This window comes from Pseudomonas sp. JL2 (genome assembly GCF_031570495.1).
Lineage (GTDB): Bacteria > Pseudomonadota > Gammaproteobacteria > Pseudomonadales > Pseudomonadaceae > Aquipseudomonas > Aquipseudomonas rhizophila.
The window spans coordinates 204,428-219,644 of the sequence record NZ_JAKUDH010000008.1; the positions used below are offsets into that span (position 1 = coordinate 204,428).

Annotated in this window: 17 protein-coding genes; 8 read left to right on the forward strand and 9 right to left on the reverse strand. The window is 57.9% G+C overall.

Annotated features, from left to right (window positions below; genetic code table 11):
• Positions 1 to 6: 6 nt before the first annotated feature.
• From trpD to MKS85_RS13495, 3 genes are read left to right on the forward strand one after another with little or no spacing between them, the layout of a single operon-like run.
• Positions 7 to 1,056 carry an anthranilate phosphoribosyltransferase gene (gene trpD / locus MKS85_RS13485; protein WP_092400967.1) on the forward strand — a complete coding sequence of 350 codons (1,050 nt, stop codon included), beginning with the start codon at positions 7 to 9 and terminating at the stop codon, positions 1,054 to 1,056.
• Positions 1,053 to 1,889 carry an indole-3-glycerol phosphate synthase TrpC gene (trpC, locus tag MKS85_RS13490; protein ID WP_047228051.1) on the forward strand — a complete coding sequence of 279 codons (837 nt, stop codon included), beginning with the start codon at positions 1,053 to 1,055 and terminating at the stop codon, positions 1,887 to 1,889. Before trpD ends, trpC begins: the two co-directional genes overlap by 4 nt.
• A gap of 4 nt (positions 1,890 to 1,893) precedes the next feature.
• Entirely contained in the window at positions 1,894 to 2,592 is a 699-nt protein-coding gene (locus tag MKS85_RS13495) for a lipoyl protein ligase domain-containing protein (protein ID WP_047228050.1), read from the forward strand.
• Here the strand turns inward: MKS85_RS13495 and crp are convergent.
• Positions 2,589 to 3,233, reverse strand: a complete 645-nt coding sequence (crp, locus tag MKS85_RS13500) for a cAMP-activated global transcriptional regulator CRP (protein WP_047228049.1) — start codon at positions 3,231 to 3,233, stop codon at positions 2,589 to 2,591. The genes MKS85_RS13495 and crp overlap by 4 nt on opposite strands.
• A gap of 234 nt (positions 3,234 to 3,467) precedes the next feature.
• Here crp and MKS85_RS13505 point away from each other — a divergent pair, with 234 nt between their 5' ends.
• Both MKS85_RS13505 and speD read left to right on the forward strand, forming a co-directional pair.
• A complete protein-coding gene (locus MKS85_RS13505) occupies positions 3,468 to 3,890 on the forward strand; it encodes an OsmC family protein (protein ID WP_003206127.1) in 423 nt (140 codons plus the stop codon).
• 239 nt (positions 3,891 to 4,129) lie between these two features.
• The gene (speD, locus tag MKS85_RS13510; protein ID WP_047228048.1) at positions 4,130 to 4,924 is read left to right on the forward strand and encodes an adenosylmethionine decarboxylase; all 795 of its coding nucleotides are present in this window, start codon (positions 4,130 to 4,132) and stop codon (positions 4,922 to 4,924) included.
• 127 nt (positions 4,925 to 5,051) lie between these two features.
• Here the strand turns inward: speD and coq7 are convergent, their stop codons facing one another.
• The 6 genes from coq7 to hemJ form a co-directional block, all read right to left on the reverse strand.
• A complete protein-coding gene (coq7, locus tag MKS85_RS13515; RefSeq protein WP_047228047.1) occupies positions 5,052 to 5,699 on the reverse strand; it encodes a 2-polyprenyl-3-methyl-6-methoxy-1,4-benzoquinone monooxygenase in 648 nt (215 codons plus the stop codon).
• 74 nt (positions 5,700 to 5,773) lie between these two features.
• Positions 5,774 to 6,112: a histidine triad nucleotide-binding protein gene (locus tag MKS85_RS13520; protein WP_003316306.1), complete on the reverse strand. Its 339-nt coding sequence runs from the start codon at positions 6,110 to 6,112 to the stop codon at positions 5,774 to 5,776.
• An 82-nt stretch (positions 6,113 to 6,194) separates the two neighbouring features.
• Positions 6,195 to 6,983 carry an SDR family oxidoreductase gene (locus MKS85_RS13525; RefSeq protein ID WP_047228046.1) on the reverse strand — a complete coding sequence of 263 codons (789 nt, stop codon included), beginning with the start codon at positions 6,981 to 6,983 and terminating at the stop codon, positions 6,195 to 6,197.
• A 62-nt stretch (positions 6,984 to 7,045) separates the two neighbouring features.
• Complete coding sequence (locus MKS85_RS13530; RefSeq protein ID WP_188251800.1) at positions 7,046 to 8,002, reverse strand: DUF805 domain-containing protein; 957 nt, start codon at positions 8,000 to 8,002, stop codon at positions 7,046 to 7,048.
• A gap of 52 nt (positions 8,003 to 8,054) precedes the next feature.
• The gene (locus MKS85_RS13535) at positions 8,055 to 9,023 is read right to left on the reverse strand and encodes a nitronate monooxygenase family protein (protein ID WP_188251799.1); all 969 of its coding nucleotides are present in this window, start codon (positions 9,021 to 9,023) and stop codon (positions 8,055 to 8,057) included.
• Between the two features lie 36 nt (positions 9,024 to 9,059).
• Positions 9,060 to 9,491 (reverse strand): protoporphyrinogen oxidase HemJ, encoded by a 432-nt coding sequence (hemJ, locus tag MKS85_RS13540; protein WP_092455622.1) that lies wholly within the window; start codon positions 9,489 to 9,491, stop codon positions 9,060 to 9,062.
• 134 nt (positions 9,492 to 9,625) lie between these two features.
• On the opposite strand from hemJ, the gene argC reads away from it, so the two are divergent.
• Positions 9,626 to 10,660: an N-acetyl-gamma-glutamyl-phosphate reductase gene (gene argC / locus MKS85_RS13545; RefSeq protein ID WP_047228042.1), complete on the forward strand. Its 1,035-nt coding sequence runs from the start codon at positions 9,626 to 9,628 to the stop codon at positions 10,658 to 10,660.
• Positions 10,661 to 10,815: 155 nt separating this feature from the next.
• A complete protein-coding gene (gene erpA, locus MKS85_RS13550) occupies positions 10,816 to 11,166 on the forward strand; it encodes an iron-sulfur cluster insertion protein ErpA (RefSeq protein WP_003206114.1) in 351 nt (116 codons plus the stop codon).
• 68 nt (positions 11,167 to 11,234) lie between these two features.
• On the opposite strand, the gene MKS85_RS13555 is transcribed toward erpA, so the two are convergent.
• Positions 11,235 to 12,326, reverse strand: coding sequence for an anhydro-N-acetylmuramic acid kinase (locus MKS85_RS13555; RefSeq protein WP_188251798.1), 1,092 nt, complete (start codon positions 12,324 to 12,326; stop codon positions 11,235 to 11,237).
• A 3-nt stretch (positions 12,327 to 12,329) separates the two neighbouring features.
• Positions 12,330 to 13,742 (reverse strand): peptidoglycan DD-metalloendopeptidase family protein, encoded by a 1,413-nt coding sequence (locus MKS85_RS13560; RefSeq protein ID WP_188251797.1) that lies wholly within the window; start codon positions 13,740 to 13,742, stop codon positions 12,330 to 12,332.
• A 210-nt stretch (positions 13,743 to 13,952) separates the two neighbouring features.
• On the opposite strand from MKS85_RS13560, the gene tyrS reads away from it, so the two are divergent.
• Positions 13,953 to 15,152 carry a tyrosine--tRNA ligase gene (gene tyrS / locus MKS85_RS13565; protein ID WP_076383442.1) on the forward strand — a complete coding sequence of 400 codons (1,200 nt, stop codon included), beginning with the start codon at positions 13,953 to 13,955 and terminating at the stop codon, positions 15,150 to 15,152.
• Positions 15,153 to 15,217: the final 65 nt, after the last annotated feature.

Genomic DNA, 15,217 nt, shown 5'->3' on the forward strand with positions numbered 1-15,217 from the left:
CTTTTCATGGATATCAAGACAGCCCTGAGCCGTATCGTCGGCCATCTCGACCTGAGCACCGACGAAATGCGCGATGTGATGCGCGAAATCATGACCGGCCAATGCTCAGATGCGCAGATCGGCGCGTTCATGATGGCCATGCGCATGAAGAGCGAGAGCATCGATGAGATCGTCGGCGCGGTTTCGGTCATGCGCGAGCTGGCGGACCAGGTCGAACTCAAGACCCTGGATGGCGTGGTGGATGTGGTGGGCACCGGCGGTGACGGCGCCAATATCTTCAACGTCTCCACTGCCTCGGCCTTCGTCGTCGCCGCGGCCGGTTGCACCGTTGCCAAGCATGGCAATCGTGCGGTCTCCGGCAAGAGTGGCAGCGCCGACCTGCTGGAGGCGGCCGGGATCTACCTGAACCTGACGCCAGTACAGGTGGCGCGTTGCATCGATAACGTGGGCATCGGTTTCATGTTCGCCCAGACCCACCACCGCGCCATGAAGTACGCCGCCGCGCCGCGTCGTGATCTGGGCCTGCGGACGATGTTCAACATGCTCGGCCCGCTTACGAATCCGGCCGGTGTGAAGCATCAAGTGGTCGGTGTGTTCAGCCAGGCATTGTGCCGGCCCCTGGCCGAGGTCTTGCAACGTCTGGGCAGCAAGCACGTGCTGGTGGTCCATTCGAAGGATGGCCTGGACGAATTCAGCCTGGCTGCACCCACGTACGTGGCTGAATTAAAAAATGATCAGATCAGCGAGTATTGGGTCGAACCTGAAGACCTGGGCATGAAGAGCCAGAGCCTGCATGGGCTGGCGGTGGATGGGCCGGCCCAGTCGCTGGAGCTGATTCGCGATGCCTTGGGGCGCCGCAAGACTGAAAATGGCCAGAAGGCCGCCGAGATGATCGTGCTCAATGCGGGCGCCGCGTTGTATGCGGCGGATCACGCCAGCAGCCTCAAGCAGGGCGTGGAACTGGCCCATGATGCGTTGCACACCGGCCTTGCCAGGGAAAAACTCGAAGAGTTGGGTGCATTTACCGCCGTATTCAAAGTGGAGAACGAAGGATGAGTGTGCCAACGGTTCTGGAAAACATTCTGGCTCGCAAGGCTCAAGAGGTTGCCGAACGCAGTGCTCGGGTCAGTCTGGCAGAGCTGGAAACCTTGGCGCGGGCAGCGGATGCGCCGCGTGGCTTTGCCAAGGCGCTGATCGATCAGGCCAAGAGAAAGCAGCCAGCGGTGATTGCCGAAATTAAAAAGGCTTCCCCCAGCAAAGGCGTGATTCGTGAACACTTCGTCCCCGCCGACATCGCCAAGAGCTATGAGAAGGGCGGTGCGACTTGCCTTTCGGTGCTGACCGATATTGATTTTTTCCAGGGCGCCGATGAATACCTCAAACAGGCGCGGGAGGCGTGCAAGCTGCCGGTGATTCGCAAGGATTTCATGATCGATCCTTACCAGATCGTTGAAGCCCGAGCCCTGGGCGCAGATTGCGTGCTGTTGATTGTGTCCGCCCTGGACGATGTAAAAATGGCCGAGCTGGCGGCGGTCGCCAAAGGCGTGGGCCTGGATGTCCTGGTAGAGGTCCACGATGGCGAGGAGCTGGAGCGGGCCTTGAAGACCCTCGATACTCCGCTGGTCGGGGTGAACAACCGCAACCTGCATACTTTCGAAGTCAGCCTGGAAACGACTCTGGATTTGTTGCCGCGTATTCCGCGTGATCGCTTGGTGATCACCGAGAGCGGGATCCTGAACCGAGCCGATGTCGAGCTGATGGAAGTCAGCGATGTGTATTCGTTCCTGGTGGGCGAAGCGTTCATGCGCGCGGAAAATCCGGGTACCGAGTTGCAACGTCTGTTCTTCCCTGAACGCGGCGTTCCGATAAGCGGTTCGACGCTGGATTGATTCAATGTCGCCGGTGATTTCCCTGACCGTCGAAGCCGGACTGCAAGCCGAACAGGATTTGCTGGCCAGCATCTGTGCAGGCGACGCTGAGTTCGGCTTGTTGTTCTGGCAGCCCAATGATCGCGCGCTGGTCATGCCTCGTCGTTTGAGTCGTTTACCGGGGTTCGAACACGCCTGCCAAATCTCGGCGGCCCACGACTGGCCAGTGCTGCTGCGCGAAACCGGCGGTGAGCCGGTGCCGCAGTCTGCCGCCACCGTCAATATCGCCCTGGTTTACGCTCCGCCGCGTAGTGAAGGCGACCATGGTCGCATCGAAACCGGTTATCGCCGGTTGTGTGATCCGATCTGCCAGTTATTGGATGAGCTGGGTGGGGTGGCTTCGTTGGGTGAAGTCGAGGGTGCGTTCTGCGACGGTCGATTCAACGTCAATCTCGACGGCCGGAAAATGGTCGGCACTGCTCAGCGCTGGCGTCAGAGCAAGGGCGGCCAACGCCCGGTGGGTCTGGTGCATGGAGCCCTGTTGCTGGAGAACGAACGCGAATCGATGGTTGCCGCGGTCAATCGTTTCAATGAAGCCTGTGGCCTGGCGCAGCGAGTGCGCGCCGAGAGTCATATTGCCTTGCATGAAAAATTTCCGGCGCCTCACGCGTTGCAGCGGCTTGAGGCGCTGTACCGGGAACTGCTGACCAGGCTGCTCGCCTAGCGCGTCCCAAACACCACCATGGTCTTGCCTTTGACGCTGACCAGGTTGCGCTCTTCCAGATCCTTGAGCACACGACCGACCATCTCCCGCGAGCAACCCACAATCCGGCCGATTTCCTGGCGCGTCACCTTGATCTGCATGCCGTCCGGGTGGGTCATGGCATCGGGTTGCTTGCACAGTTCCAGCAAGCAGCGGGCGACGCGACCGGTCACGTCGAAGAAGGCGAGGTCGCCCACCTTGCGGGTAGTGTTGCGCAGGCGCTGTGCGATTTGTCCGCTGAGGACGTAAAGAATGTCGGGATCCTGCACCGACAGTTCCCGGAACTTGCTATAGCTGATCTCCGCGACCTCGCATTCGACCTTGGCCCGTACCCAGGCGCTACGTTCCTGTTCTTTGCCTGCCTGTTCAAACAATCCAAGTTCGCCGAAGAAATCCCCGGCGTTGAGATAGGCGATGATCATTTCGCGACCGTCATCATCCTCGATCAGGATCGTGACCGACCCTTTGATGATGAACGACAGGGTGTCGGAGCGATCGCCCGCGCAGATGATGTTGTGCTTGGCCGGGTAGCGGCGACGCTGACAATGCATCAAGAGTTTGTCGAGATTCTTGATCTTGGGTGTGGGAGTAATGGCAACCATGGTTGTATCCCGAAAGACTGCGCGGTGTATTGGTTTGGATTTTTTGTGGGGCGCGAATGGCAATCGCTATAGCTGGCCATACGCCAGCTAATTGGCGCCAGCTTAACAGAGGCGTCCCTAATTGATTTGAGAATTTACCTACACGTATTTGTCATGCGTCCTAAGGCAGAAACCGCCGTGGCGGGGGGCTGTGCTAAGCTGGCGACCCTTTTTTCAGACAGTGGAGTCTTGGCGATGAAGGCACGCATCCAATGGGCTGGCGAAGCCATGTTCCTCGGTGAGTCAGGTAGCGGTCATGTGGTCGTCATGGATGGCCCGCCAGAAGCCGGAGGTCGGAACCTGGGTGTAAGGCCGATGGAAATGCTCCTGCTGGGCGTGGGCGGCTGCAGTAACTTCGACGTGGTCAGCATTCTTAAAAAATCGCGCCAGGCCGTCGAAAGTTGCGAAGCTTTCCTGGAAGCGGAGCGCGCCACCGAAGACCCGAAAGTGTTCACCAAGATTCACATGCATTTCGTGGTGAAGGGGCGTGCCTTGAAGGAAGCCCAGGTCAAGCGCGCCATTGAGCTGTCAGCCGAGAAATATTGCTCGGCTTCCATCATGCTCGGCGCCGCCGGTGTTGAAATCACTCACGATTATGAAATCATCGAATTGGGTTGAATCGACATCCAACCATCATAAAAGCAGTGCAAGCTCTGGCGATCAGAAGCCGACCTCTGCATAATGCGCCACTTTTTTCAGGGCAGTGATCGGTCCTCCGGCCGGTCCCTTGTCTGGACAGACAACCAAAATCGCCATCGCGAAGAGGTGTTAACCGTCCTACGCAGGTGCGTCGTTCGCATCTGACGGGCATGCTTGATCACGCGGCCAGGCCGCAATACATAGAGAGTTTTCAAACGGTGAAAAGCAAACTCAAGCTCCATGGGTTCAATAACCTGACAAAGACCTTGAGCTTCAACATCTATGACATCTGCTATGCGGAAACCCCGCAGGACCAGCAGGCCTACGTCGAGTACATCAATAAAGAGTACAACGCCAAGCGCCTCACGCAGATCCTCACGGAAGTTGTCGATATCATTGGTGCCAACATCCTGAACATCGCCAGTCAGGACTATGAACCCCAAGGCGCCAGCGTGACCATTCTGATCTCGGAAGAACCGGTGACACCGACCGACAGCCAGATCGAAGAGTCCCCGGGCCCATTGCCGGAAATCATCCTGGCCCACCTCGACAAGAGCCACATTACGGTACATACCTACCCGGAAATCCACCCGGTGGATGGCATTGCGACGTTCCGTGTGGACATTGACGTGTCGACCTGTGGCGTCATTTCACCGCTCAAGGCACTCAATTTCCTGATTCACCAGTTCGACTCGGACATCGTGACGGTGGATTATCGCGTGCGTGGCTTTACCCGCGACGTTGAAGGCCACAAGCACTTTATTGATCACGAGATCAACTCGATTCAGAACTATCTCTCCGAAGACACTCGCGACGCGTACCAGATGACCGACGTGAACGTGTATCAGGAAAACCTGTTCCACACCAAAATGCTGCTCAAGAATTTCGAGCTTGATAACTACCTGTTCGGGGACGCTACCAGCAACCTTTCTGCTGAACAGCGGGATCAGGTGGAAGACCGTGTGAAACACGAGATGCTGGAAATTTTCTACGCGCGCAACATGCCACGCTGAAGGTTTCAGCTACAAAAAAGGCGGCTCCCCATGGGAGTCGCCTTTTTTAGTTTCTGTAGAACGTGGATGAACGCTCAGGCCTGCAACGCTGTGGCGTGGGTATAACCCCTTCGCCACCCTTGCACGATCAGATTCGATAGGTGCTCTTGGTCATGACCTTGGCCAGCAGGCTCATGCCGAACTTCACCGGCGCTGGAAAACGAAACCCTCCGGCCTCGAGTGCACTTTCGGCGTGCTGCTCTTCATCCTCGCGCATCTGCTTGAGAATCGCCCGGGACTTTTCGTCCTCGGCCGGCAACTGCTCCAAGTGCTCATTCAGGTGTTTGCACACCTGATGTTCAGTGGCCGCCACAAAGCCGAGGCTGACTTTGTCGCTGATCAGCCCGGCCACTGCGCCGATTCCAAATGACATCCCATAAAACAACGGGTTCAGGACGCTGGTATGGCTGCCCAGTTGGTGAATGCGTTGTTCGCACCAGACCAGATGGTCGATTTCTTCCTCGGCGGCATGCTCCATCGCCTCACGTACCTGGGGCAGCTTCGCCGTCAGCGCCTGGCCCTGATACAGCGCCTGGGCGCAGACTTCACCGGTGTGGTTGATGCGCATCAGCCCAGCGACATGGCGGGTTTGCTCGTCACTCATTTGCACGTCTGGCTGCACGATAGCCGGCGATGGACGGTAGGGCTGACCACTGAAGGGCAGCAGCGTACGCATCGCGGTATCAGCTTGCAGCAGTAGACGGTCAATCGGTGAGTAGTGACGTTGGGTAGTCATGCTTACCTCCGGGAAAAATCTCGGCGGCCAGTTTAACTCAATCGGCCGCTCAGGATTTGCGTTGGGTCAGGGTATCAACCCGGCGGCCAGTTCATCTGGCGCTGCCCAAGCACATGCATATGAATGTGATAGACGGTCTGTCCCCCAAGTTCATTGCAGTTCATCACCACACGAAAACCTTCTTCGCAGCCCAGTTCAAGCGCCAGGCGCTGGGCAGTGAACAGGATATGCCCGGCCAAGCCTTTGTCTTCTTCGGTCAGATCATTGAGCGTGCGGATTGGTTTCTTTGGGATGACCAGGAAATGCACAGGTGCTTGTGGGGCGATGTCGTGGAACGCCAGAACTTGATCATCTTCGTAAATGATCTTGGCCGGAATCTCCCGGTTGATGATCTTGGTAAACAGAGTATCCACAGCTGTTTCTCCATTGGGTTAGTCGAGCTTGAGTGTACTTAAGGCGCGATTGGCGAGCCCGGGTTTTCACGGCAAAAGGCATTCAGCGGGGGCAGCAGGCCTTGTTGGTCATGCCGGCAATCGTGCGAACCAGCCATCGCGGGCCCAGCCGCGGCAACGCTGCCAGCCAGCGATTGCGGCGCCCGGGAATGATGATCGCCCGGTTTTTTTCCAGTGCGCGCACGGCATACAGCGCGACTTCCTCCGGGCTCATCAGGGTTTGACTGTCGTTGAATTTCTGTTCATTGAGCTGCGCCCGGGCGAAAAAGCCGGTTCGTGTCGGGCCAGGGCAAAGCACCGATACCTTTATTGCGCTTTTTTTCAGCTCGACCCGCAGGGCTTCGGAGAAATGCAGCACGTAAGCCTTGCTGGCGTGATAGGTGCTCATCCAGGGGCCAGGCTGGAACGCGGCGATCGATGCAACGTTCAGGATCTGGCCACCGCCCTGCAGCGCCATGCTGTTGCCTACCGAGTGACAGAGCCGCGTCAAGGCGAGGATGTTGACTTCGATCAGGTCCTGCTCGGTCATCCAGTCCTGGCCCAGGAACGGCCCGCTGGTGCCGATACCGGCACAATTGACCAGCAGGTCGATCTGTCGCTCGCCTTCTTCAAGCTCGAGCAGAAAGCCTGAAAGCCTCAGCGGTTCCCCCAGGTCACAAGCCCGGAACAACACCTCCACGCCAAAACGCTGAGTCAATTCGATTGCAATACTTTCCAGCCGATCACGCTGTCGAGCCACCAATATCAGGTCGCGACCGCGGCGGGCGAGTGCTTCGGCCATTGCCAGGCCAATGCCACTGGAGGCGCCAGTGATCAGAGCGTAACGGGTCATGCAGTTCTCCATCGCAACGGCCCGTCACCAGTGTACTGAGCTGTCACCGGCACGAAGCGCGCTTATTGTTCCTCTTCATAGTCTACAGAAGGCGCAGCAGGCTCGGCTGCTTCGACGGCTGGTTCTGCAGTGTCTTCATCAATGAGCTCGCTGCTCTCATAGCTGCTCAAGGAACTGCTGTCGTATTCCTCTGTGATGCCGCTGAATGCCCCGGCCATTGCGGCAAGGAAAGCCACCACGATCATGACAATCCACAGCGACGAAAGTACCTTGACCGCGGTGCTGTTGGGCGGCGGCGGGGGGCCATAGCGATTGGCGCCGGTGTTGCCGGGCAAGGCCATGAGTACGAAGGGGAAGACACTGCCCACGAACGGCACCAGGTTGAGCAGCCACAACCACCCGGACCAACCCAGGTCGTGCAGGCGCTGGACGCTGAACTGGATGCTTACATAAGCAAAGCCCAGTGCGATGATCAGTCCCAGCAGGCCGCCGACGATCATTGCCGCCGTGGAGCTGGAGGCGAGGATCCAGGTCAAGCCCAATGAAAAGGCTGTGCCCACCACAAACAGCATGACCAGCGTCAAGGCCATGGTCCAGCCCAGGAAGCGCAGTCGTCCGATGCGCCCATCGAAGCTGAAGGGCTTGAGCGTGCTGTACTCGGCCATTGCTTCACCCACCTCGGCTCGGGGTGGCGCGTAGGGCGATACCGGGTCGATGATTGAGTCCGGGTGGCGTCCGTTCGACGGCGGCGAATGCTGTACCTCGTCCAGGTTCAGTTCGAGGGAAGGTTCGGCTTCGATTCGCGCATCGATCCCGCTCTTGTTGAGAGCCTCCAGGTACTTCTGCGCTTCGGCCTGGGACAGGTTGCTTTTAAGCGCCACCTTGCGCCCGCTGAACAACCGTTCAATGGCACTGACATCGCTTTTGAACAGTTCAGCCAGGTTGAGCTTGGCTGTGGTGGTTTCGACACCCGGCAGCAGGGCTCCATCAAATACGATATTGAAACGGGTTTCGCTCATGCCAGGCATCCTTGTCTCATAAGGTTAAGCAATGGTTTTGATCCGGTTGATTTCAGCGGGGCCATTGGCCGCCGAGTTGTGTCGCGCGGGCCAGCGCTTGCCGGTATTCTTCATCCAGGCGTGCCACTAGCTGATCGACACTGGGCAGATCATGGATATCACCCACGCCCTGGCCTGCGGACCATACGGTTTTCCAGGCCTTGGCTTCGTCGTTCAGTGGCTTGAGTTTGGAACCGAAATCCACCTCGCCCTTGCCCTGCAGGGCGGCCAGGTCGAAACCGGCGTTTTCCAGGCTCTGGCGCATGAAGCTGGCCGGCACCCCGGACACCGCAGGAGTATGCACGATGTCTGCGGCTCTGGATGTGAGCAACATCTCCTTATAAGCGTCAGGCGCATGGCTTTCGGTCGTGCCGATGAAGCGTGTGCCGAAGTAGGCCAAATCCGCGCCAAGCAGTTGGGCGGCCAGAATCTGATGGCCGTGGTTCAGACATCCCGCAAGCAGCAGGGTTTTGTCGAAGAACTGGCGGATTTCGGCGACCAGTGAGAAAGGGCTCCAGGTCCCGGCGTGGCCACCTGCGCCGGCGGCGACCGCTATCAAGCCGTCGACACCGGCTTGGGCAGCTTTCTCGGCATGACGGCGCGTGGTGACATCGTGAAATACCAGCCCACCATAGCTGTGAACCGCATCCACCAGTTCTTTCACGGCGCCCAGGCTGGTGATGACAATCGGCACCTGATGTTCGATGCAGATGGCCAGGTCGGCCTGAAGCCGTGGGTTGCTATGATGGACGATCAGGTTCACGGCATAGGGTGCCGGGTTTTCCATTGTTGCCAGGCCCGCTTCGATTTCTTCCAGCCAAGCCTTGAAACCACTGCTTTCGCGCTGGTTCAGCGCCGGAAAGCTGCCGACGATTCCGTTGCGGCAGCAGGCCAGTACCAGCTGTGGATTGGAAATCAGAAACATCGGCGCTGCCACGACGGGCAGGCGCAAACGTTGTTCAAGCAGAGCGGGCAGCGACATCGGAAGTACCCCGGATAAGGTGGTGCTGATTGAAAGTTAGAACGGCCGAACCACGACCAGAATTACGATAGCCAGCAATATCAGAACCGGCACTTCATTGAACCAGCGATAAAAGACATGGCTGCGGGTGTTTTCGCCACGGGCGAAGCGCTTCAATTGCGCGCCGCACATATGGTGATAGCCGATCAGCAATACCACCAGGGTCAGCTTGGCGTGCATCCAGCCGCCTTGAGTGAAGTAGGCACTAGCGTTGAGACTCAGCAGCCAGATGCCGAATACGAGGGTGGCGATCATCGCCGGCCCCATGATGCCGCGATACAGCTTGCGCTCCATGACGATGAAGCGTTCTTTACTGACGCTGTCTTCGCTTTGGGCGTGATAGACGAACAGGCGAGGCAGGTAGAACAGGCCGGCGAACCAGCAGACCATGCTGACGATATGAAGTGCTTTGAGCCATAGATAGAGCATTTTTTTGTATTCCCAGATTCACGGTAGCCCGATAGTAGAGGCTAGAGCGGCCACACGTCACCTTGGCGGTTGTCGCCGGGCCGCGCGGCCCCTATCATCGACAGCTTTCCAGTGGGTTCGTTGAGGGCAGGTATATGGTCAAGGTCGGTATCGTCGGCGGCACGGGTTACACCGGTGTCGAACTGCTGCGTCTGTTGGCACAGCATCCGCAGGCTGAGGTGGTGGTCATTACCTCCCGATCCGAGGCTGGACTGGCCGTCGCCGACATGTATCCGAACCTGCGGGGCCATTACGACGGCCTGGCGTTCAGCGTTCCGGACATCAAGACCCTCGGGGCCTGTGATGTGGTGTTCTTCGCCACGCCTCACGGTGTTGCCCATGCCCTGGCAGGCGAACTGCTGGCCGCCGGGACCAAGGTCATCGACCTGTCGGCAGATTTCCGTCTGCAGGACGCTGAAGAGTGGGCCAAATGGTACGGTCAGCCACACGGTGCGCCAGATCTGCTGGACGAGGCGGTCTACGGCCTGCCGGAAGTCAATCGCGAGAAAATCAGGCAGGCACGGTTGATCGCTGTCCCGGGCTGCTATCCAACGGCAACGCAACTGGGTTTCCTGCCGCTGCTCGAGGCGGGGCTTGCTGATGCGTCGCGTCTGATCGCCGACTGCAAGTCGGGTGTCAGCGGTGCCGGCCGTGGTGCCAGTGTCGGCTCGTTGTACTCCGAGACGTCGGAAAGCATGAAGGCGTATGCCGTCAAAGGCCACCGTCATCTGCCGGAAATCCGCCAGGGGCTGCGTCGCGCGGCAGGCAAGGATGTCGGCCTGACTTTTGTGCCGCACCTGACGCCGATGATTCGGGGCATTCACTCCACGCTGTACGCAACCGTCGTCGACCGTTCCGTAGACCTGCAAGCGTTGTTCGAGAAGCGTTACGCCAACGAACCGTTCGTCGATGTGATGCCGGCTGGCAGCCACCCTGAAACTCGTAGCGTACGCGGCGCGAACGTTTGCCGGATCGCGGTGCATCGCCCACAGGATGGCGATCTGGTAGTGGTGTTGTCGGTCATCGATAATCTGGTCAAAGGCGCGTCCGGCCAGGCTGTGCAGAACTTGAACATCCTGTTCGGGCTGGATGAGCGTCTGGGTCTGTCCCACGCTGGGATGTTGCCTTAACTCCAATCTGAGGCTGCAAGCTTGAAGCGCCAGGCTTGCAGCTCATAACGTGTAGTTTGCGCCTGCCTCTCAAATAGTTGACCGATTTTCTAGGAGAAGCGGATAATGCGCGTCATCACGCATTATGGCGGCGTAAGCGCCGGGAGATATTCAGCATGAGCGTCGAAACCTTCACCCCCACGGCTTTGCAATTCACCCACGGTGCCGCGCACAAGGTGAAGAGCCTGGTCGATGAGGAGGGGAATGATCGTTTAAAGCTGCGCGTTTTTGTGACGGGCGGCGGTTGTTCGGGTTTTCAATACGGCTTCACTTTCGATGAGGAAGTGGCTGATGACGACACCATCGTCGAACGCGAAGGTGTCAGCCTCGTGGTCGATCCGATGAGCTTCCAGTACCTGGCGGGTGCTGAGGTGGATTATCAGGAAGGGCTGGAAGGGTCGCGCTTCGTCATCAAGAACCCTAACGCCACCACAACCTGTGGATGCGGTTCTTCGTTTTCGATCTGAGGCTTTAAATAAGAACGCCGCAGCGCCTTACGGCTCTGCGGCGTTTTGCTGTGCGGCGAAAAATGGATTCAGGCGGGATAGATTGCGCCGAGTATGCGCAAACCCCGTGCGCCGGTGACACTTGGGCGATTCGCTGAAATGCCTTCAAGGCAGCAATGGGCCAGCCAGGCAAAGGCCATGGCTTCGACCCAATCCGGGTCTACACCGTAAGTGGCCGTGCTGCTGACTTGGGTGTTTGGCAGTAAGTCGGCCAGCCGCTTCATGAGTGTGCGGTTGTGCGCGCCGCCGCCGCAAACCAGCAGCTCTTGAGTGTTGGTCTGGGCATTCTGCAGTGAGTGGACGATGGTCAGGGCCGTCAGTTCGAGTAGCGTTGCCTGCACGTCTTCAGGGGCGAAGACCGGTAGGTGCGACAGGTGCTGGGTCAGCCAGGACAGGTTGAACACTTCGCGCCCTGTGCTTTTAGGGCCTTGAGTGACAAAGAAAGGGTCGCCAAGCAGAGCCTTTAGCAGAGCCGGTTCGACTTTTCCGCTGGCAGCCCACAGACCATCGCGATCAAAGTGCTCGCCCCGTTGCTGATGTATCCAGGCGTCCAGCAATACGTTGCCAGGGCCGCAATCGAAACCGGCTACCGGCTTTTCGGGTTCTATCAGGCTGAGATTGCTGAAGCCGCCGATATTCAGCACGGCACGATTGCCGGCCCGTTCTTCAAACAGTGCTTCGTGAAACGCAGGAACCAGCGGGGCGCCTTGTCCGCCAGCAGCAACATCGCGACTGCGAAAATCGCTGACGACGGCAATGCCGGTCAATTCGCTCAACAATGCGGGGTTGCCGATCTGCACGGTAAAGCCGCGGGCCGGCTCGTGTCGAATGGTCTGACCATGACTACCGATTGCCCGGATACCTTCAGGTTTGAGCTTCTGTGCGTCGAGCAGCGTGTGGACGCCCTGCGCAGCCAGCCTTACCCAGTTTTGTTGGGCAATGGCTGAGCGAGCGATCTCATCGGGCCCGCTGCTGCATAACTCGAGCATTTCGGTGCGCAGGGAGGCGGGCATGGGGATGTAGTGCGTGGCGACCAACTTGATCGCCGGAGTCAGTTCGATCAGCGCGATATCCAGTCCATCCAGGCTGGTGCCAGACATCACGCCGATATAGTGCGCCATGGTTTAGCGCTTGCTTGAGGCGAGCATGGTGGCTTTTTCCTGGTCCATGCGAGCCATCAAGGGTTGGCTCTGAGCCAGGAAGCGTGAGCGCTCGGACTTGGCAATCGGATCGGCCATGGGGAGCTTCTGGCCCAGCGGATCAACGTGGACGCCGTTGACCTGGAATTCATAATGCAAATGCGGCCCGGTGGACAGACCGGTAGTGCCAATATAGCCAATCACCTGGCCTTGCTTGACGCTGCCGCCGGTTTTCACGCCTTTGGCGAAGCCCTGCATATGGCCATACAGTGTACGGTAAGTGTTGCCGTGCTGGATGATCACGGTGTTGCCATAGCCACCCCGGCGTCCGGCCAACAGCACTTTGCCGTCTCCGGCGGCCTTGATTGGGGTGCCGCGGGGAGCTGCGTAGTCGACGCCTTTATGGGCGCGGATCTTGTTCAGGATGGGATGTTTGCGGCCTACGGAGAATCTTGAGCTGATGCGGGCGAAATCAACCGGCGTACGGATAAATGCCTTGCGCATGCTGTTGCCGTCGGCAGTGTAATAGCTGCTGTTGCCTTGTTTGTTGGTGTAGCGCACCGCCGTGTAGGTCTTGCCGCGATTGGTGAAGCGGGCGGAAAGAATAGGGCCGTTGCCGACGCTTTTTCCGTTGACCATTTTCTGTTCGTAAATGACGTCGAACTCGTCACCCTGGCGAATATCCTGAGCGAAGTCGATGTCGTAGCCAAACACGCTGGCCATATCCATTGTCAGGCTATGGGAAAGGCCGGCGCGTGCGGCCGATTGCGACAATGAGCTGTTAATGACGCCATGAGCATAGGCTGAGCGCACGGTTGGTTTGGTGATGACGCGGTTGAACGCATAACCCTTGTCGTTTTTGCTCAGGGTGATGCTTTCCAGGTCACTTAGTTTGGTATGCAGGCTGGTCAGTTGTCCGTCTGGGCTGAGTTCGAACTCGAGTTTCTGACCCCTCTGGAGCCGAGCGAACTGTTTGGCCTTCTTGTCGCTGGCCAGGATCTCGTGGACCAGGGTCGACGGCAGCCCAACCTTTTCGAAGAGAGTGGAGAGCGTGTCGCCTTTGGCAACTATGACCTCATGGTGGCCCGGGTCTTTCTTTTCTTCGATCGCAGGCTCCGCTTGGGCGGACGCGGGCGTGTCTTCAGCGTTGTTTTCGATCTGCGCGAAGGGGGAGGCTGCGGCCTCGTTTGTGGCTTGGACGGCTTCGGCAGCGTCTTGATCTTGTGTCAGTTGTTCAGCAGGACTTTCCAGTTCGAGACTTAGCGTCGTCTTTTTGGCTTCAACATCGCTGGAGGGAAACACCAGGAGCGCCAGGCTAAGAAGGGCGGCAATACCACTTGCAGCGAGCAGGTGGGTCTTGGGGTAAAGCGGCGGCGCTTTGGATGGTTCTGTGGTCATAGGTAATTTGACTTTTGAAGAGATGAATTGGAAAAGATGAATGACATGATGAAGATGAAATAACTGTATAAAATATAACCAAATCACCTGCGAAGCAAGCCCGCGGACACTCTGCCCGTGGATTGGTGTCCGCGCACCCGGCAAACCTTGTATTTGGTGCGCGATCTTGTATGGTTGGGTCCCTTTGAATCTGAGCCTTGCGGGTCTGTTATGAAGTCGGTTGAAGAGCAGCTAGCGCTGATCAAGCGTGGTGCAGAAGAGTTGTTGGTCGAGTCCGAGCTGATTGAAAAGCTCAAGCGTGGGCAGCCGCTGCGTATCAAGGCTGGTTTCGACCCGACGGCACCCGATCTGCACCTGGGTCATACCGTGCTTATTAATAAGCTGCGTCAGTTCCAGGACCTGGGGCATCAGGTCATCTTCCTGATAGGTGACTTCACTGGGATGATCGGCGATCCGAGTGGTAAGAGCGCAACGCGCCCACCGCTGACGCGCGAGCAGGTTCTTGATAATGCCGAGACCTACAAGACTCAGGTCTTCAAGATTCTTGATCCGGCCAAGACCGAAGTCGCTTTCAACTCCACCTGGATGGATCAGATGGGGCCGGCGGATTTCATTCGCCTGACCTCCCAATACACCGTGGCTCGTATGCTCGAGCGCGATGATTTTGACAAGCGCTATAAAACCAGTCAGCCGATCGCCATTCATGAATTCCTCTATCCGCTTGTTCAGGGCTATGACTCGGTGGCGTTGCGTGCTGACGTCGAGCTCGGCGGTACGGATCAAAAGTTCAACCTGCTGATGGGGCGCGAGCTTCAGCGTGGTTATGGTCAGGAAGCCCAGTGCATTCTGACCATGCCTTTGCTGGAGGGGTTGGATGGTGTGAAGAAGATGTCCAAGTCGTTGGGTAACTATGTGGGTATCCAGGAAGCGCCGGGTGTTATGTACGGCAAGCTGGTTTCCATTCCTGACGTGCTTATGTGGCGTTACTTCGAATTGCTCAGCTTCCGTTCCATGGATGAGATCAACGCATTCCGTGCGGATGTTGAGGCTGGGGCAAATCCGCGGGACATCAAGATCAAGCTGGCTGAGGAGATTGTCGCCCGTTTCCATGGTGAGGAGGCGGCGGCTAATGCTCATCGTGCGGCGGGCAATCGCATGAAGGATGGCGAATTGCCGGATGATCTGCCTGAGATCGAATTGACTGCGGCCGAGGATATGCCGATTGCGGCTGTCCTTAATAAAGCAGGCTTGGTCAAGAATGCTGCGGCAGCGCGAGATCTTCTTGGTTCGGGCGGCGTGCGCATCGATGGTGAAGTGGTGGATCGCGCCTACATATATAAGCTGGGCGCTACCCATGTCTGTCAGGCTGGCAAGAAGGCTTTTGCGCGTATCGTGCTGAAGCCGGAATAAAAGCCAAAATTAGTGCTTGACGGAAAATTCTGGACGTCTATAATTCGCCCCACTTCCGGCGCAGT